The organism is Nannocystis sp. (assembly GCF_016714285.1).
Classification (GTDB): Bacteria; Myxococcota_A; Polyangia; order Nannocystales; family Nannocystaceae; genus Nannocystis.
In genome coordinates this window covers 100,190-118,739 of record NZ_JADJNN010000008.1, presented here as the reverse complement: position 1 = coordinate 118,739, position 18,550 = coordinate 100,190, and the positions used below count along the sequence as shown (strand labels likewise).

At 70.8% G+C, this 18,550-nt stretch carries 14 protein-coding genes; 11 read left to right on the top strand and 3 right to left on the bottom strand.

The features are described from left to right. Positions 1 to 4: 4 nt before the first annotated feature. The gene (locus tag IPJ59_RS38695; RefSeq protein WP_293272462.1) at positions 5 to 2,989 is read left to right on the top strand and encodes a M16 family metallopeptidase; all 2,985 of its coding nucleotides are present in this window, start codon (positions 5 to 7) and stop codon (positions 2,987 to 2,989) included. Between the two features lie 67 nt (positions 2,990 to 3,056). Continuing rightward, complete coding sequence (locus IPJ59_RS15645) at positions 3,057 to 4,337, top strand: hypothetical protein (RefSeq protein WP_293272331.1); 1,281 nt, start codon at positions 3,057 to 3,059, stop codon at positions 4,335 to 4,337. Between the two features lie 64 nt (positions 4,338 to 4,401). On the opposite strand, the gene IPJ59_RS15640 is transcribed toward IPJ59_RS15645, so the two are convergent. From IPJ59_RS15640 to IPJ59_RS15630, 3 genes are read right to left on the bottom strand one after another with little or no spacing between them, the layout of a single operon-like run. Then, a complete protein-coding gene (locus IPJ59_RS15640; protein WP_293272330.1) occupies positions 4,402 to 5,136 on the bottom strand; it encodes a hypothetical protein in 735 nt (244 codons plus the stop codon). A 51-nt stretch (positions 5,137 to 5,187) separates the two neighbouring features. After that, positions 5,188 to 7,866 (bottom strand): signal peptide peptidase SppA, encoded by a 2,679-nt coding sequence (gene sppA, locus IPJ59_RS15635; protein WP_293272329.1) that lies wholly within the window; start codon positions 7,864 to 7,866, stop codon positions 5,188 to 5,190. 39 nt (positions 7,867 to 7,905) lie between these two features. Beyond that, the gene (locus IPJ59_RS15630; RefSeq protein WP_293272328.1) at positions 7,906 to 10,485 is read right to left on the bottom strand and encodes an endonuclease MutS2; all 2,580 of its coding nucleotides are present in this window, start codon (positions 10,483 to 10,485) and stop codon (positions 7,906 to 7,908) included. A 154-nt stretch (positions 10,486 to 10,639) separates the two neighbouring features. Between IPJ59_RS15630 and IPJ59_RS15625 the strand changes: the two genes are divergently transcribed. The 9 genes from IPJ59_RS15625 to IPJ59_RS15585 all read left to right on the top strand — a co-directional run bounded on the left by IPJ59_RS15625 (position 10,640) and on the right by IPJ59_RS15585 (position 18,545). Further along, positions 10,640 to 11,095 (top strand): Na+/H+ antiporter subunit E, encoded by a 456-nt coding sequence (locus tag IPJ59_RS15625; RefSeq protein WP_293272327.1) that lies wholly within the window; start codon positions 10,640 to 10,642, stop codon positions 11,093 to 11,095. A gap of 4 nt (positions 11,096 to 11,099) precedes the next feature. Next, positions 11,100 to 11,363, top strand: a complete 264-nt coding sequence (locus IPJ59_RS15620) for an MrpF/PhaF family protein (RefSeq protein ID WP_293272326.1) — start codon at positions 11,100 to 11,102, stop codon at positions 11,361 to 11,363. Between the two features lie 3 nt (positions 11,364 to 11,366). After that, positions 11,367 to 11,687, top strand: a complete 321-nt coding sequence (gene mnhG, locus IPJ59_RS15615) for a monovalent cation/H(+) antiporter subunit G (RefSeq protein WP_293252064.1) — start codon at positions 11,367 to 11,369, stop codon at positions 11,685 to 11,687. Continuing rightward, positions 11,684 to 12,889 carry a Na(+)/H(+) antiporter subunit B gene (locus IPJ59_RS15610; RefSeq protein WP_293272325.1) on the top strand — a complete coding sequence of 402 codons (1,206 nt, stop codon included), beginning with the start codon at positions 11,684 to 11,686 and terminating at the stop codon, positions 12,887 to 12,889. The genes mnhG and IPJ59_RS15610 overlap by 4 nt, the downstream gene beginning before the upstream one ends. Then, complete coding sequence (locus tag IPJ59_RS15605; RefSeq protein ID WP_293252060.1) at positions 12,886 to 13,365, top strand: cation:proton antiporter subunit C; 480 nt, start codon at positions 12,886 to 12,888, stop codon at positions 13,363 to 13,365. Before IPJ59_RS15610 ends, IPJ59_RS15605 begins: the two co-directional genes overlap by 4 nt. Then, positions 13,358 to 14,869 carry a monovalent cation/H+ antiporter subunit D family protein gene (locus tag IPJ59_RS15600; RefSeq protein ID WP_293272324.1) on the top strand — a complete coding sequence of 504 codons (1,512 nt, stop codon included), beginning with the start codon at positions 13,358 to 13,360 and terminating at the stop codon, positions 14,867 to 14,869. Before IPJ59_RS15605 ends, IPJ59_RS15600 begins: the two co-directional genes overlap by 8 nt. Positions 14,870 to 14,945: 76 nt before the next feature. Then, entirely contained in the window at positions 14,946 to 16,529 is a 1,584-nt protein-coding gene (locus IPJ59_RS15595) for a monovalent cation/H+ antiporter subunit D family protein (protein WP_293272323.1), read from the top strand. Further along, the gene (locus IPJ59_RS15590; RefSeq protein WP_293252054.1) at positions 16,526 to 16,759 is read left to right on the top strand and encodes a hypothetical protein; all 234 of its coding nucleotides are present in this window, start codon (positions 16,526 to 16,528) and stop codon (positions 16,757 to 16,759) included. The genes IPJ59_RS15595 and IPJ59_RS15590 overlap by 4 nt, the downstream gene beginning before the upstream one ends. Continuing rightward, positions 16,752 to 18,545 (top strand): Na(+)/H(+) antiporter subunit D, encoded by a 1,794-nt coding sequence (locus IPJ59_RS15585; protein WP_293272322.1) that lies wholly within the window; start codon positions 16,752 to 16,754, stop codon positions 18,543 to 18,545. Before IPJ59_RS15590 ends, IPJ59_RS15585 begins: the two co-directional genes overlap by 8 nt. Positions 18,546 to 18,550 lie beyond the last annotated feature (5 nt).

The following is an 18,550-nucleotide window of genomic DNA, read 5'->3' as shown; positions in this document are numbered from 1 at the left end:
TGCTCTGCCTCGCGGCCCTCCTGGCCTGCGCCCCTCGTCCCAGCGACATGACCGAAAGCACCGCCACCTCCCTCCTCGCCCCCCCGTCGCCCCCGCACCGGCGGCCCCACCGCGATCGCCTACGCCCCCGACGCCCCGCCCCCTCCCCACCCCGCTCCCCGACGACCCTCTCGCCGTCACGATCCACCGCCTGTCCAACGGCCTCACCGTCTACCTCAGCGTCGACCGCGAGCAGCCCCGGATCTCCGCCTGGATCGCGATTCGAGCCGGCAGCCGCCACGACCCCGCCCACTCGACCGGCCTCGCCCACTACCTCGAGCACATGATGTTCAAGGGCACCGCCAGGCTCGGCACCCTCGACGCCGACGCCGAGCGGCCGCACCTCGCCCGCACCGCCGCCCTCTACGATCGGCTCCCGCGCTCCACGCCCGGCGAGCGCGCCGCGATCCTCGCCGACATCGACGCCGCCACGCAGTCCGCGGCCGTCACCGCGATCCCCAACGAGCTCGACCGCCTCTACGCCGGCCTCGGCATCCTCGACGTCAACGCCTTCACGACCGACGACACCACCGTCTACATGGCCGACCTCCCGGCCGCGCGCCTCGCCGCGTGGGCCCGCGTCGAGGCCGAGCGCCTCGCCGCGCCCACCTTCCGCCTGTTCCTCCCCGAGCTCGAGGCCGTCTACGAGGAGAAGAACATCAGCCTCGACACCCCCGAGGACCGCATGGACGAGGCCCTGCGCCTGGCCCTGTTCCCGCGCCACCCCTATGGCACCCAGACGATCCTCGGCGACGCCGAGCACCTGCGTAACCCCGCCCTCGCCGAGATGGTCGCCTACCACCGACGCTGGTACCTCCCCAACAACGCCGCCCTGATCCTCGCCGGCGACCTCGACCCCACCGCCGCCCTCGCCGCCCTCGAGCTGGCCTTTGCGACATGGTCTCCGGGACAGCTCCCACCACCCCCGCCCGGCGCCCTCGACGGCCCCGTCGGTCGCATCGAGCGCATCATCACCGCCGAGGGCGAGCAGTCGGTCACCCTCGCCTGGCGCACCGTCCCCGCCGGCCACCCCGACGAGCCCGCGCTCGCCGTGCTCGCCGAGCTCGTCGACAACGACGTCAGCGGCCTGCTCAACGTCCGCCTCCTGCTCTCGGGCGAGCTGCCCGACGCCGACGGCCACGGCGAGCAGCTGGTCGACGGCGGCTACTTCGCGCTCACCGGCGTCGCCCGCGACGACCAGAGCCACGCCGAGGTCGAACGCCTCCTGCGCTCCGTCATCACCGACCTCAAGGCCGGCGCCTTCACCCAGGCCGACATCGACGCGATCGTCCTCCACGAGCAGATCCGCGAGCAGATGGCCCGCGAGTCCAACAACGGCCGCGTCAGCTGGATCGCCGACGCCTACCTCGAGCGCCGCAGCTGGCCCGAGCACGTCCGCTTCGTCGCCGCCATGGCCCGCGTCACCCACGGCGACATCCTCCGCGTCGCCGCCACCTACCTCGGCGCCGACCACGTAGCGATCGTGCGCAAGCGCGGCCGCCACGACCCGCCGAAGATGCCCAAGCCGGTCATCACCCCGGTGCCGATCGACCCCGCCCGCATCAGCCGCTTCGCCGCCGAGCTGCTCGCCGAGGCCGCCCCCGACCCCGACCCCGTGTGGCTGCAAGAAGGCCGCGACTACACCCGCCGCAGCACCCCCGCCGGCCCCCTGATCGCTGCCCAGAACCGCCGCAGCGACCTGTTTTCCCTCACCCTCCGCTTCGAGCTCGGCACCCGCCAGCGCCCGCTCCTCGGCCACGCCCTCGACCTCCTCGCCCTCTCCGGCGCCGGTGACCTCGACGCCGAGGCGCTCCAGCGCCGCCTGTTCCAGCTCGGCACCACCATCGACACCGACTGCGGCGCCGACCAGACCCGCATCTTCGTCACCGGCGTCGACGAGCACCTCGAGCAGAGCCTCGCCCTCCTCGACACCTGGCTGCGCCGCCCCGGCTTCGACGACGACACCGTCCGCGACCTCCTCGCCAACACCCTCAGCCTCCGCCGCGACGAGCAGGACGACCCCGAGGCGCTCGCCGAGGCCCTCGCCGAGTACGCCCGCCGCGGCCCCGCCAGCGACATCCTCACCCGCCCGGGCGACCGCCAGCTCCGCCAGGCCCGCGGCCCCGAGCTCGCCCGCGAGCTGGCTGTCCTCGCGGACAGCTCGCGTCATCACCTCTACTTCGGCCCCCGCATCGCCGACGCGTTGGTGACCGCCCTGCCCGCGAGCGCCGGCAAGCCCGTCGCCCCGCGACCGCCCCGAGCCCTGCGTCCACTCGCGACCCCGACAATTTTCTTCCTCCACCGCGACATGGCCCAGGCCCAGATCGAGGTCGCCCTGGCCAGCCCGCCGCTGCCCCGCAGCGATCGCCCCGCGGCGCGCCTGCTCAACCAGATCTTGGGCGGCGACATGAGCGGCCTCGTGTTCCAGCAGATCCGCGAGGCCCGCGGCCTCGCCTACAGCGCCTCCGGCCTGCTCATCGCCGGCGCCCGCGACATCGACGGCGCCGCCCTGCTCGGCCGCCTCGGCACCCAGGCCGACAAGAGCCGCGAGGCCCTCACGCTCCTGCTCGAGATCCTGCGTGCCCCCGATCCCGGCGACGATCGCATCGCCGCGGCCCGCGTCGCCCTCACCCGCGAGATGGTCGCCACCCGCATCCCCCCGCGACGCGTGCCCGACTGGGTCCAAGTATGGGCCGAGCGCGGCGAGACCGGCGACCCGCGTGCCTGGGAGCTCGCAACCCTGCAGTCGCTCGCCGCACCGCAGCTGCAAGCTTTGCAGCACCACTTCACCGCCCCCGCGATCGTCAGCGTGCTCGCCGATCGTCGGCGCATCGACCTCGCCGCGCTGCGCCAGCTGCTGCAGGCCGAGCTGGTCGAGCTGCGCGCTTCGGACATCTTCCCCTACGCGGCCCCGCAGACCGCAACCCCCGCGCGCGACGCCGGACCTTGACGCGGCCGCCCGCCCGCGAACATCATCGACCGACGGCGTATCGCCGTGTTGGTCTGGAGGTCTCGTCATGGCTTATCGCATCACTCGCGCCCGCAGCATCGCCGCCGGCTTCGTCGGCCTCAGCTTCACCACCAGCGGCTGCATCGACGGCGAGATCGCCGACGACGACGGCTGCGCCGAGTTCTGCGGCACGGACACCTACAGCGACACCGGCCCCTACAGCGAAGAGGGCCCCTATTGCAGCGACTACGACTGCTACACGGACGAGGGCTACTACCCGACCACCGGCTACACCGACGAGGGCCCCTTCCCCGACACCGGCTATGACACCGGCTACGACGAGGGCTACTACCCGACCACCGGCTACACCGACACGACCACCAGCACGAGCAGCAGCACGTCGATCGACACCGACACCACGCTGAGCACCAGCACCACGGGCACCGACACCGACACCGGCACCGGCACCGGCACCGGCACCGGCACCGACACCGGCACGGGCACGGACACGGGCACGGGCACCGACACCGACACCGGCACCGGCACCACCGGCGACGTCGACGCCTTCCCCCCGGCAGGCGCCTTTGGCGACGAGATCTTCGGCGTACAGGAGGTCGACCTCATCGGCACCTGGAGCCTCCAGTGGGCCCCCGACAACACCACCGGCGACTCGATCCTCACCATCGACGACAACGGCAATTTCACCTGGCGCGAGACCTCCGCCGACTGCAGCGTCGACACCCTCGCCACGGGCTTCCTCTGGGTCGAGCCCGGCCAGCTCGTCATGCACGTCGACACCTGGGAGCGCCAGCTCCCGTGGGACACCCTCGGCGTGCTCGGCGAGGAGTTCCCCGCGCCCTTCCGCCTGCGCATGACCTACGCCCTGCTCGGCCCCAACCTCGGCCTCGCCGGCCCCGACCACCTCACCACCGATCTGTACACCGGCCGCGCCCAGCTGCAGGAGCAGAGCCAGGGCATCTACATCGCCGGCAAGTGGAGCGGCGAGGCCGAGCTGACCGCCGTCCCGATGGGCGAGCAGTTCGCCAAGGTCATCGTCCGCGACCGCTTCATCAGCACCCTCGACATCGAGCCCGGCATCAACCCCGAGAGCACCGGCATCGTCGTCCACGACCAGGTCTTCTGGGCCGCCGACCCCCCGATCGGCGGGCCCACCATCTTCGAGAACGGCAACTGGACCTGCCTCAACGGCTGCCCGCAGCCAGCAGGCGCCACCCTCATCAACGGCGGCAACCTCTACGCCTACGGCCCCTACGCCGCCTACCAGCGCCTCATGGTGTTCGCCACCGGCCGCTCCTTCAAGCGCGACGTCGACACCGACTGTCCCTGATCACCGGCCTCGCCGGCCTCGCCGGCCTCGCCGGCCTCACCGGCCTCACCGGCCGTCGCCGACATCACTGGTTGCCCGCGTCGGGGTCGAGCAGCCGCTCGACCTCCCCGGGCTGGCTCCCCAGCACCTTGCGCGACAGCGAGAAGAACAGCTCACGCTCCCGGCCGCCGCGCCGGCTCGCCCGCAGCAGCGGCACCAGCGAGTGCAGCGCGCGCACGCGCTCGGCCGTGTCGAGCGTCATCAGCCGCTCGACCAGCGCCTCGAAGGTCGGCGGCGAGTGCAGCAGCTCCGACAGCTCGACCCGCCGCCCGACCGGGATCGGCAGCCGCTCGAGCAGGTTGTCGAAGTGAATCGCCTCGTGAAAATCGAGGTGCCCGTCGAGGTTCACGAACATCGCCGCCAGGCTCACGGTGAGCTCCGCGCGCGCGTGCGCCTGCCGGGTCCAGGTCTCACGCCAGCGCGCCACCACATCGAGGTCCACGCCGACTCGCCGGGCGATGCGGTCGTGCACGCTCGCCTCGATGTCCGTCCCGACCCCGTCCGCCAGCGCCATCTGCCAGCAGCGCCGCAGCAACTCCTCGCCGCTCCCCTCCGGCAGCGGCCTGAGCTCACCGAAGCGCTGCTCCAGCTGATCCTGGTCGGAGAGAATCTCCATCCACACCTGCTGGTCCGCCTCGCTCAGGGTCGACCCGACGTAGCGGAGCACCTCGTCCCACTCGCCGATATCGAGGATCTCATCGGCATGGGCCACGAGCCCGCATCCCACCAAGGTCCACTCCTGTTCGGGCGTGAGCGCCATGAAAACCTCCGCGTGGCTGGAGGGTACCGAAAAACGAGGCGCGGGGGTCGCTTACTCCAGGGTGACGACCTCCTCCGCCATCGCCAGCGGCTCCGGTCCCGACATCCACCACACGGTCGCGGGTAAACGCCGCAGCACCCAGAGCAGCGCGCCGTCGACGAGCTCCGCCCCAGCCACGGACCCGCCACGCAGCCCCAGGGGCGACGGCAGGCGCAGCCCGAACAGCGCGTCGATCTGCTCCACCAGATTCGGCGGCCGCGGATAGTGCCGCAGCTCGCCGTCCGTCGGCCCCAGCTTGGCCAGCGCCCGCGCGTGCAAAACCGCCTCGCGCAGGCCGCCGTACGCGTCGACGAGGCCGATCTCCTGCGCCCGCACCCCGCTCCAGATCCGCCCGCGCGCCACACGGTCGACCTCCGCCGGCGCCATCGCCCGCGCCCGCGCGACCCGCTGCACGAAGATCTGGTACTGCGCCTCGATGCCGCTCTGGGCCGCCGCGCGCTCCTCCGGCGTGTACGGCTTCCACCACGAGTACAGCCCCGCCTTCGCCCCCACGCTGATCTCATCGACACCGACGCCGAACAGCTTCAGCGTGCCCGACAGGTCGACCTTCGGCCGAAAGATCCCGATGCTCCCCGTCCGCGTCAGCGCGTCGCTGAAGATGTACTGCCCCGCCGTCGCCACGTAGTAGCCGCCCGACGCCGCCACGTTGCCCATCGAGATCACGACCGGCTTCACCTTCGCGGTCCGCTCGAGCGCCCGCGTCATCGCGTCGGCCGCCGCCACTGACCCGCCCGGGCTGTCGATGCGCACGACCACCGCCTTCACCCGGCGATCCTCCCGCAGCGCGTCGATCTGCTTCACCAGCGTCTCGCTCCCCGCGAGCTTGCTGCCGACGATCGGGATCTCGAGGCTCACCCCGTCGCTCATCGTCCCCTCGATGTGCAGCACCGCCACCTGCGGCCCCGGCCCGTACGCCTCCGCGTGCGCCGGTCGCTTGCCCGGCGCCTTCAGCTTCACCCGCCGCCCGAGCCAGCTCCCGAGCCTCGCCTCGAGCTCGTCGACGTACGCCAGCTCGTCGACCAGCCCCACCCCGAGCGCCCCCTCCGGGGCGTGCGGCGCCGCGTCGACCCAGTCCGCCACCTGCTTCTCCGTCTTCCCGCGTCCGCGCCCGATCAGGCGTACGAGGTGATTCCACGTGTCCGTCACCAGCAGCTGCCGCTGCGTCGCCGACGGCTCGCTGCTGCTGCGCAGCTCGAACTGCTCCGGCCGCGACTTGTACTCCGCCACCCGCACGAACTCCGCCCGCGCCCCCAGCTTCGCCAGCAGATCGGCGAAGAAGAACACCTCCACCCGCAGCCCGACGATCGACAGCCGCGAGTTCGGGTGGCTGAAGATCCGCTCCGCCGCGCTCGCCAGGAAGTACTCGCGGATCCCCCCGCCGCGCAGATACACCGCGACCCGCCCGCCGCGCGCCCGCAGCCGCAGCAGCGCCTCGCGCACCTCCTCGATCTGCGCGTAGCCCAGGCGCAGCGTCTCGACCTCGAGCAGCAGCAGCGCCCCGTGCTGCTCGCCCAGGCGATCGATGAGCTCGACCAGGCGGAACATCCCGCGGTCCCCCGCGTACGCGCCGACGTCCACCCGCAGCGCCTCACCTGTCCGATCGGCCAGGCTCGCATAGCGCTCCGCCGACACCCGCAGCTTGCCCGCGAAGCCCTGCACCCCCGCCGCCCCGCCACCACCGCTGCCGAACGAAGGCGCCACCGCCAGCCCGACATTCGCCAGGTCGAACTCCACCCCCGTCATGAAGCGCAGCCCCGCGGCGGACCCCGACGCCGTCGCGCTCGCGTAGCGCTCGCCCTCCGCGAACACCCGGACCCCGCGCCCGCCCGCCTCCACGCGCACCCGCGGCGAGAGCACCGGCAACGCGTAACGCGGGTCCAGCACCGGCTGCACTGGCACGATCCTCGCCCCCACCGCCAGCTCGAGCGCCCGCGTCCCGCGGATCGGTCGCAGCGCCAGCTCCGGGTCGAGCTCGAAGGGCTGGACCACCGCCGGCAGCGACGGCACGATCGTCGCGTCCCCGTGCGCCCGCGGCATGTTGATCGCCCGCGCCACCAGCCCCACCGCGACCACCCGATGCGGCCGATACCCGATCGCCAGATCGACCTGGTTCAGGTCGTCCGCCGCCAGGTTACGCGCCGACCACAAGCGACTGTACGACAGCCCGAGCGCCAGCCCCGGCGCCCAGCGCATCAACGGCAGCGCCGCCGACAGCGACACCTTGTGATACGGCAGATCCGCCGCAGTCCGCCCGCCGAGCTCGTAGGCCGCGACCTGCCCCTGCGGGAACCACACGCTGGTCGGCCGCAGGTGCTGGTACCCGATCCCGAGCGCCAAGAAACTCTCCGCCACGCTGCGCCCGAACAGCTTGAGCGACAGCGGCAGCGCCACGAAGGCCCCGACCCCGCTGCCGCGCCGCTGCGCCGTCGCCCGCGTCCACGACCCCTCGATCACCCCGCCGATCGCCTTCAAGAAGCCCATGTTCGCGGGATTGGCCACCACCGCCGCCGCGTCCGCCTCCCCGGCCACGTTGGTGCGCGTGCGATCGACGTCCCGCAGCAGCGAGCGACCCTCCCCGGTCGCGTCCCCTGGCAGCAGCGGCGGAGCAGCCACCACCGGGCTCGCCAGCGTCAGCACCACCAGCGCCGCCCATCCTGAACCTCGGGACATGTCCCATCCTACCTCCGCCCGCGCGCCACCGTCACCCCGTCACAGCCCGAGCCACGCCACCGTCACCCCCTCGCCGCCCTCCACCGGCAGCCCTGGCCGCGACTTGCGGACGAAGGCCAGCGCCGCGAGCTGCTCGCGCACCGCCTTCTTCAGCGCCCCCGATCCGTGCCCGTGGATGATCACCACGACCTCACGATCGCGACGCATCGCCTCGTCGAGCATCAGCTCCATCATCCGCAGCGCGTCCTCGGCCCGCTCTCCACGGACATCCACGCTGTTGTCGATCCCCGGCACCACCGCCAGCGCCTCCGCCCCGAAGTGCTTCGCCGCCTCCGAGCTGTCCCACTGCTTCATCGGCGCCGCCGCCTGCGACTTCACCTTCACCCGCGCTGGCTCCTTCGTCGCCCGCAGGTCGGCCAGCGCCACCGTCGTGCGCACCGTCCCGAGCTGCACCACCACCTTCTCCCCCTTCACCGACACCACCTCGCCCTCGCTGCCCAGCGTCGCCAGCCGCACCCTGTCGCCGGGTTGCAGCTGCCTCGGCGGTCGCCCCGGCACCGGCGCCACCGGCTCCCGCTGCTCCGCCAGCTGGGCCCGCGCCTCGCTCACCCGCGCCGTCAACTGCTCCGCCGTCGCCGCCACCGCGGGCAGCTCGCCGCCCTTCTGCGCCTTGCGCAGCGCCTTGCGCTGCTCCGTCAATTCCCCGTGCAGCGCCCGCAGCTCGCCCGCGGCCTGCTCGTACGCCTTTTGCTTGCGGCTCTTGCTCTGCTCGAGCAGCGCCGCCTCCCTGCGCGCCACCTCGCGCCCGCGATCCGCCAGCGACCTGCGCTCCTTCTCCACGTCCGCCCGCGCCGTGATCAACGCGTCGCGCTCGCTCACCACCTGTTGCAGCAGCGCGTCCACCTGCAGGCGCTCGTCGTCCAGCAGCGACGCCGCGTGCACCAGCACCCGCTCCGGCAGCCCCAGCCGGCGCGCCACCGTCAGCGCGCTCGACGGCCCCGGCACCCCGAGCAGCAGGCGAAAGGTCGGCCGCATCGCCGCCAGGTCGAAGCCCACCGACGCGTTCACGAAGCGCCCCGGGTGCGCCACCGCCAGCAGCTTCAGCCGCTCGTAGTGCGTCGTCGTCACCACCGTCGCCCCGTGCTGCGTCAGGTCGAGCAAGATCGACTCCGCCAGCGCCGCCCCCTGCTCCGGCTCCGTCCCGACCGCCACCTCATCGAGCAGCACCAGCGTCCCCGCCCCGTCGCTCGCCGCCGAGTCCAGCGCCTCGCACACGTGCCGCATGTGCGCCGAGAAGGTGCTCAGGTTCGCCGCGATCGACTGGTCATCCCCGACATCCGTCACGATCCGCCGCACCAGCGGCACGCAGGCCGCCCCCTTCGTCGGCAGCCGCAGGCCCGCCTGCGCCATCAGACAACAGATCCCCAACGTCTTCAGCGCCACCGTCTTCCCGCCCGCGTTCGGCCCGCTGATCACCAGCGCCGCCCCCACCGTGAGCAGCAGCTCGTTGGCCACCACCTCCACGCCCGCAAGCAACATCAGGGGGTGCCGCGCCTGCGGCAACCAGAACACCCCTCGCCTGTCCTCCGGGACATCCTCGCCCACCCGCGGCGCCACCCCGGCGTAGCGCTCCGCCAGCCGCAGCCGCGCCTGCACCGCGTCGATCGCGATCAGCTGCTCCTGATTGTCCCGCAACGACCCCGCCGCCGCGTGCACCAGCCGGCTCAGCTGCTCCAGCACCTTGCGCTCCTCGGCCGCCGCCGCCAGCTGGGCCTCGCGCAGCGCGTTGTTCTCCTCCATCAGCGCCGCCGGTTCGACATACAAGGTCTGCCCCGACGCGCTCGAGTCATGAATGATCCCCGCCACCGCGCCGCGCCGCGAGAACGCGTCGGCCCGCACCGGCAGCACCAGCCGCCCCTCGCGTTCGGTGTAGAAGCTGTCCTGCAGCGCCTCCGCGATGCCCGGCTGCTTCATCAGCCGCTGCGCCACCTTGGCGATCTGCACCCGCAGCTCCCGCACCCGCCCGCGCGCACGCGCCAGCGTCGGGCTGGCCCCGTCGACCACCGCCGGCGCCCCGTCCGGCCCCTCGGGCCCCAGCGATCGCCCGAGCGTCGCCATCAACTCGCGATGCACCCGCAGCGCCGCGACCCGCAGCCCGATCGCCGCGACCCCCGGCTCGCTCGCGTAGCCCCGCTCCTCACGCGCCGCCGCGTGAAGGTCGACGCACACCGCCGCCGCCCGCAGCTGCTGCAACACCGCGTACAGCTCGCTCACCTCGAGCATCAGCCCACGCGTCGCCCTCGGCGCGACCTCGAGGAGATCGCTCGTCTGCGCCAACGCCTCGCCGAGCCCCGGGGATCCCCCATCCGTCGCCTGCACGGCGAGCATCGCCGCGAGCCCGTCCTGCTCCCGCAGCCGCAGCGAAACAGCGTCCGCGTCGGCGCTGCGGCCCGCCACACTGCCCGCATACTCAGCCGCGGACAGCAGCCCCCCGTTCGCGCCCTCGAGCTCCGCCTCGAGCCGGGCCAGCGCCATCGGCGAGCGCAGCCCCTCCGCGAGGCGCACGCACAGCAGCGGCCAGCCGAGGTGCAGCAGCGATCCGTGCATGTCGGGACTCATGGGCCGGGGATGATGCCACCAATGCCCCGGGTGCCGACCAGGTCCGCGGCCCGCCGATCAAGCGCCCCGACCGACCCGCCGAGCGCGATCTTTCCCATAGGCACGTCTGGCGCAAACGGATAGCGTCATCTTGCCGATGATGCCCGCCTTGTCCTTGTTCCTGCTTCTGGGCGTGTTTTGGGCGCTGCTCTCAGGGCAGTTTCACAACAACTTCCTGATCGTCGCAGGCGTGCTTTGCATCACCTTCATCGTGTGGATCAGCCGCCGCATGGGCGTGCTCGACGACGAGGGCGTGCCCGCGCGCTTCTACCCGCGCACCCTCCTCTACCTGCCCTACCTGACCTGGCAGGTGATCCTTTCCAACTGGGACGTGTTCAAGCGGATCTGGTCGCCCTCGCTGCCGATCGACCCGCGCATGGCCTGGGTCGACTACAGCACCCGCCACCCCTTCGTCACCACCACCTACGCCAATTCGATCACCCTCACCCCCGGCACCGTGACCGTGATCGTGGAGGAGCGCCGCATGCTCATCCACTGCCTCACGCCCGACGCCGAGAGTGGCCTCAAAGAGGGTGACATGGAGCGTCACGTCAAGACGCTGGAGGACTAACCGCGTGCAGTGGGTCTACCTCTTCACGGCCATCGCCCTGCTGATCGGCCTCTTCATCATCCTGATCCGCGCCGTCGTCGGTCCCACCGTCTACGACGTCATCCTCGCCACCAACGCGATCGGCACCAAGACGATCGTGTTCGTCACCCTGCTCGGCTACATCAGCGGCCGACCCGAGTTCATCGACATGGCGATCATCTACGCGTTGATCACCTTCATCACCACGGTCGCGATCCTCAAATTCGCCGAAAAGGGCCGCCTGGACTAGCCCATGCACTGGAACGAGATCGTCACCACCGTCCTCCTCGCGCTCGGCTGCGTGGTCTCGCTGACCGGCTCGCTGGGCCTCCTCCGCATGCCGGACTTCTACACCCGGCTGCACACCTCCGGCAAAACCGACTCGCTCGGTCAGTTCCTGATCCTCATCGGCCTGGCCTTCGTCACCCCGGACGTCCTGACCTGCATCAAGGTCGTCTCGGTCGGCATGATCCTCATGATCGCCGCCCCGACCGCCACCCACGCGATCACCAAGGCCGCGCACCTCCACGACCTGCGCCCCTGGACCCGGAGCGACCCGGGAGGTGAGCCGTGACCAGCGTCGTCCTCATCGACACCGTCCTCCTCCTCCTCGTCACCGTCACCGCGATCGCCATCATCGAGGTCCGCAACCTCTACACCTCGGCGATGTTGACCTCCGTCTACTCGCTGCTGATGGCCCTCGTGTGGGTCAACATGCACTCGATGGACGTCGCCTTCACCGAGGCGGCCGTCGGCGGCGGCATCTCCACGATCCTCCTGATCGGCACCCTCGTCCACACCGCCCGCGAGGAGAAGCCGCTCAAGGTCCGCGTCCACTGGAAGGCCGCTGTCGTCACCGCCCTCACCGGCGCCGCCCTCATCTACGGCACCTTCGACATGCCGCGCTTCGGCGACCCCAAGGCCCCGATCCACCACTTCCGCGTCCCCGAGATGATGGCCCAGACCGTCGGCTTCGTGAACGGCACCAAGGGCAAGCAGGCCCCGCCCGAGGGCTTCGATGCCCGGGCCTACCGCAGCTTCAACGGCGCGGTCACCAGCGTCCCCGACGACCCCAAGGACACCGCCTGGCGCGAGACCTCCGTCCTCGCCCAGCACGGCATCATCGTCCCCGAGGTCCTCGGAAGCCATCCTCAGCACGCCGAGGCCGGCCACCACCTCCACCCGCCCGACGACTTCAACGGCCACGTCCCCAACTCGGTCACCTCGCTGCTCGCGGCCTACCGCGGCTACGACACCATGTTCGAGACGACCGTCATCTTCACCGCCGGCGTCTCCCTGATCATGCTGCTGCGTCGCCCGCGGCGCGAGGGTCAGGCCCAGAAGTCCGCCCCCCTGCTCGACCAGACGATCCTCCGCGTCGTCAGCAAGATGTCGATCCCCTTCATCCTCCTGTTCGGCCTCTACGTCATCACCCACGGCGAGCTCGGCCCCGGCGGCGGCTTCCAGGGCGGCGTCGTCATCGCCTGCGCCTTCATCCTCTACGCCCTGATCTTCGGCCGCCCCGCCCTCTACCGCGTGCTCCCGCCGCCCGTCATCGACATGCTCACCGGCCTCGGCGTCCTCGTCTACTCCGGCACCGGCGCCGCCTGCCTCCTGCTCGGCGGCAAGTTCCTCGACTACTCGATGCTCGACACCGTCAGCCCCGGCGAGGGCGAGGCGCTCGGCATGACCCTCGTCGAGTACGGCGTCGGCATCACCGTCAGCATGGTCATGCTCAACATCTTCAACCAGCTCGCGGAGGAAGAGTCACGATGACCGGCGTCCTCGGCATCTACAACTACTGGATCTACGTCATCTTGATGATGATCGGGCTCTACGGCGTCATCGCCAAGCCGAACCTCATCAAGCAGGCCATCGCCCTCGGCCTGTTCCAGACCGGCATCTTCCTCTACTACATCTCGATGGCCGTCATCGACGGCGGCACCGCCCCGGTGTGGACCACCGTGCAGGACGGCGCCCAGAAGTTCCAGGGCCCCTACGACAACCCGCTCCCGCACGTCCTCATCCTGACGGCCATCGTCGTCTCGGTGTCGGTGCTGGCCGTCGCCCTCGCCCTCATCATCAACATCAAGCGCCGCTACGGCACCATCGAGGCCGACGAGATCGAGGCGATGGACATCGCCGACCGCCTCGCCGAGTTCCACGCCGGCGCCGCCGCCGACGCCGTCGACGAGGCCGCCGCCGAAGGCCACGGCCTCGAACACGCTCACGGGGGCCACCACCATGGTTGACGTGCAAGCCCACCTCCCCGTCCTCATCGTCACCGTCCCGCTCATCGGCGGCATCCTGACGATCGCCACCGGCCGCGGCTGGAAGCCCTGGGCCTGGGCCACCTTCCTCACCGGCACCGTCTTCTACTTCACCATCCGCCTGATGATGCAGGTGCTCGCCAGCAAGACCGGCATGGTCAGCTACGAGCTCGGCAACTGGCCGCGCCAGTGGGGCATCGAGTACCGCGTCGACGCCCTCAACGCCTTCATCCTCCTCATCGTCGGCGGCGTCGGCTTCATCACCACCATCTACGCCAAGCTCAGCGTGGAGAAGGAGATACCGGCCGACCGCGTCAACTTCTTCTACGCCGTCTGGGTCCTCGCCATCACCGGCCTGCTCGGCATCACCGTCACCGGCGACGCCTTCAACGTCTACGTCCTCCTCGAGATCTCGTCGCTCACCGTCTACGCCCTGATCGCCATGGGCAAGGACATGCACCGCGGCGCGCTCACGGCCAGCCTCCGGTACCTCATCCTCGGCAGCGTCGGCGCCAGCTTCATCCTGCTGGGCATCGGCTACCTGATGATGATCACCGGCACGCTCAACATGCAGGACATGCACGACCGCCTCATGAGCGTGCCGGGCATCCTCGAGAGCCGCACCGTCCTGGTCGCCTTCGCCTTCCTGCTCGCCGGCCTCGGCATGAAGATGGCCATGTTCCCGCTGCACATGTGGCTGCCGCGGGCCTACACCTACGCCCCCTCGGCCGTGTCCGCGCTGCTCGCCGCCACCGCCACCAAGGTCGGCGTGTACATGGCCTTCCGCTTCCTCTTCACCATCTTCGGCGTCGGCTTCAGCTTCGGCATGATGCCGAGCGGCCTGGTCCTGCTGCTGTGCGCCTCGGCCGGCATCCTCGTCACCGGCGTCACCGCGATCCGCCAGACCAACCTCAAGCGCATGCTGGCCTACTCGAGCGTCGGCCAGCTCGGCTACATCGTCCTCGGCTTCGCCCTCGCCAACCTCCACGGCATCGCCGGCTCGGTCGCCCACATCTTCAACCACGCCGTCATGAAGGGCGGCATGTTTATGGCCCTCGGCGCCGTCGTCTACCGCACCGGCCGCTGCGACATCCGCAGCGTGCGCGGCCTCGGCAAACAGATGCCGCTGACCCTCGCCGCCTTCACCGTCGGCGGCCTCGGCCTGATCGGCTTCCCGCTCACCGCCGGCTTCATCAGCAAGTGGTACCTGGTCCAGGGCTGCCTCGAGCGCCCCGGCGGCTGGCCGCTCGCCGCCGTCGTCCTCATCGGCTCGCTGCTCGCCGTCGTCTACACCTGGCGCGTCGTCGAGGCCGCCTACTTCCAGGAGCCCGACCCCGGCACCCCGCCGGTCGAGGAGGCCCCGCTGATGATGCTCATCCCGATGTGGACCCTGATCGGCGCCAGCATCTACTTCGGCATCAACGCCACCTTCACCGGCCACATCGCCCTGACCGCCGCCCGCTCGCTGCTCGGAGGTGCCCCGTGACCTTCGACCTCTCCCCGCCGCTGCTGGCGATCTACATCCCCCTGACCGCCGCCCGCTCGCTGCTCGGAGGTGCCCCGTGACCTTCGACCTCTCCCCGCCGCTGCTGGCCATCTACATCCCGCTGATCGGCGCCCTCCTCATCGCCCTCGCCGGCCGCTGGGCGAACCTCCGCGAGGGCATCACCCTCGGCACCGCCGCGGCCCTGTTCTACACGGTCATCGGCATCGTCCCCCGCGTGCTCGCCCCCGACTTCTGGGCCGGCTACGCCAAGGCCCCGCCGCTGCGCCTCATCGAGGTCGTCCCCAACGTCTTCCTCGAGCTCAAGGTCGAGCCCCTCGGCATGATCTTCGCGCTCATCGCCAGCGCCCTGTGGATCCTCAACTCGCTCTACTCGATCGGCTACATGCGCGGCAACCAGGAGCGGCACCAGACCCGCTTCTACGTCTGCTTCGCCCTCGCCATCAGCAGCGTGATGGGCCTCGCCTTCGCCGGCAACCTGTTCACCCTGTTCGTCTTCTACGAGATGCTGACCCTCACTACCTACCCGCTGGTCGCCCACAAGGGCACCGCGGAGGCGCTGCGCTCGGCCCGGACCTACCTCGGCATCCTCGTCGTCACCTCCGTCTGCTTCCTCCTCGCCGGCATCATCGCCACCTACGCCTACACCCACGACCTGTCCTTCAAGCCAGGCGGCGTGTTCACCAAGGCCCTGGCCTCCGGCGAGCTCTCGGCGCCCGTCCTCGGCACCCTGTTCCTCCTCTACATGTACGGCATCGGCAAGGCCGCGCTGATGCCGATGCACCGCTGGCTGCCCGCCGCCATGGTCGCGCCGACGCCGGTCAGCGCCCTGCTCCACGCGGTCGCCGTCGTCAAGGCCGGCGTCTTCACCGTCGTCAAGGTGATCGTCTACACCTTCGGCCCGCTCACGCTCATCAAGTACCACCAGGGCAGCTGGCTCATCTACGTCGCCGGCGCGACCATCCTGATCGCCTCCTTCATCGCCCTGTTCCAGGACAACCTCAAGCGCCGCCTCGCCTACTCGACGGTCAGCCAGCTGTCCTACGTCATCATCGCCGCGGCCCTGCTGTCGCCGATCTCGATCATGGCGGCCGCCCTCCACATCGCCGCCCACGCCTTCGGCAAGATCACCCTGTTCTTCGCCGCCGGCTCGATCTACACCGCCGCCCACAAGACCGAGGTCAGCCAGCTCGACGGCATCGGCCGGCGCATGCCCTTCACCATGGGCGCCTTCACGATCGGCGCCCTGTCGATGATCGGCCTCCCGCCGACCGCCGGCTTCATCAGCAAGTGGTACCTGCTGACCGCCGCCTGGGAGACCGAGTACGCCTTCGTCGTCGGCGTCATCATCCTCAGCACCCTGCTCAACGCCGGCTACTTCCTCCCGATCATCTACCGCGCCTTCTTCCGCCCCTCGCCCCGCGCCGCCAACCCGGGCCGCCACGCCAGCTCGACCGACGGCCTGTTCGGCGACGAGGACGACCACAGCCACGCCCACGGCCACCACGGTGAGCACGGCGAGGCGCCCTGGCCGATGGTCCTCGCGCTGTGCTGCACCGCCGCCGCGACCATCGCCTTCTTCTTCTACTCCGACCTCGCCATCGACCTCGCCACTCAGCTCCGGAAAGGCCTGCTGCCGTGAAGCTCGAAGATCCTGCCACCATCCGCATGCTGTGGGTCGTGTCGCTCGTGGTGCTCGCCGTGCTCGTCGCCGCCGACGCGGCCGTCGAGCACCACCCGCACTTCGGCGTCGACGGCGGCTTCGCGTTCCACGCCTGGTACGGCTTCGCCGTGTGCGCCGGCATGGTCCTCGTCTCCAAGTTCGTCGTCGGCCTCCTGCTCAAGCGAAGGGACACCTACTACGATGACTGAATCCGTCGGCCTCCCGCCCCCGGGCGTCATCCTCATCCTCGGCGGCCTGCTGCTCCCGCTGCTTCGCCGCGCCGCGCCGGCCGTCGCCCTGCTGCTGCCGCTGCTCACCCTCGGCTACATCTGGGCCCTCCCGGGCGACCTCAGCGTCACCCTGCCCTTCATGGACCAGCAGCTGACGGTCCTCTCCTGGCAGCCCGCGACCCGCGTCTTCGCCACCATCTTCGCGCTGATGGCCTTCGGCGGGGCCCTCTTCGCCCACCCGATCACCGGCCTCGCCAGCGAACGCGGCAAGCGCTGGCGCGTCGAGCTGCCCGCCGCCTTCGTCTACGCCGGCAGCGCCATCTGCGTCACCTTCGCCGGCGACATCCTCACCCTCTTCATGTTCTGGGAGCTGATGGCCGTCGGCTCCACCGCCGTCGTCTGGAGCGCCGGCACCGAGGGCTCCGCCCGCGCCGGCATGCGCTACGCCCTGGTCCACCTCGTCGGCGGCGTCGTCCTGATGGCCGGCATCCTCGCCCACGTCTTCGCCCTCCAGTCGCAGGGCGTACCCGACCCGCTCGCCCTCTCCCACTTCGCCTTCGGCCCCGCCGGCTTTGACGCCCTGTCCTGTGGGCCAGGTGACGTCGCCGCCTGGCTCATCCTGCTCGGCGTCCTCGTCAACGCCGCCGCCCCGCCGCTCGGCGCCTGGCTGGCCGACGCCTACCCTGAGGCCTCCGAGAGCGGCACCGTCTTCCTGTCCGCCTTCACCACCAAGACCGCCGTCTACGTCTTGATGCTGCTGTTCGCCGGCACCGAGCTGCTCATCTACGTCGGCCTCGCTATGGCCGTCTACGGCATCGTGTACGCGATCCTGGAAAACGACATGCGGCGGATCCTCGCCTACTCGATCGTCAACCAGGTCGGCTTCATGGTCTGCGGCATCGGCATCGGCACCGCCATGGCCCTGAACGGCGCCGCCGCCCACGCCTTCGCCCACATCATCTACAAGGCGCTCCTCCTGATGTCGGCCGGCAGCGTGCTGTACATGACCGGCAAGCGCAAGTGCACCGACCTCGGCGGCCTTTACCACTCGATGCCGATCACCATGGTCTGCGGCATCGTCGGCGCCCTCGCCATCTCCTCCTTCCCGCTGACCTCCGGCTTCGTCACCAAGTCGATGATCAACCAGGCCGCGGCCGACCAGCACCTCGCGCTGGCCTGGTTCGTGCTCACCGCCGCCTCGGCCGGCGTGTTCCTGCACGCCGGCATCAAGTTCCCGTGGTTCGTCTTCTTCCAGAAGGACTCCGGCCTGCGCCCGCCCGACCCGCCGTGGAACATGCGCGCCGCGATGATCTTCTTCGCCGCCCTCTGCGTGCTGCTCGGCGTCCCCGGCGTGTACCAGCCGCTCTACGCGATCCTCCCCTTCCCGGCCCCGGCCGACGTCGAGCTCTACGTCCCCTACACCGGCGCCCACGTCCTCTCCCAGCTGCAGCTCCTGCTGTTCTCGGGCCTCGCCTTCTTCGTGCTGCTCCCGGTCCTCAAGCGCACCCTGACGATCACCCTCGACAGCGACTGGTTCTATCGCACCCTCGCGCCCGCCAGCTGGAAGCACCTGCTCTCGCCGCTGATGCGCGCCTTCGGTGAGGTCCGCGACGGCTTCATCGGCGGCCTCCCCGACGACCTCAAGCGCCTCGTCTACTCCCCGCCCGCCGAGGAGTCGTGGTTCCGCGAGTGGGGCCTCGGCGGCGCGATGATCACCATCACCGGCATCCTCTTCGTCTACCTCGTCCTCGGCTTCGTGCCCTGAACGAT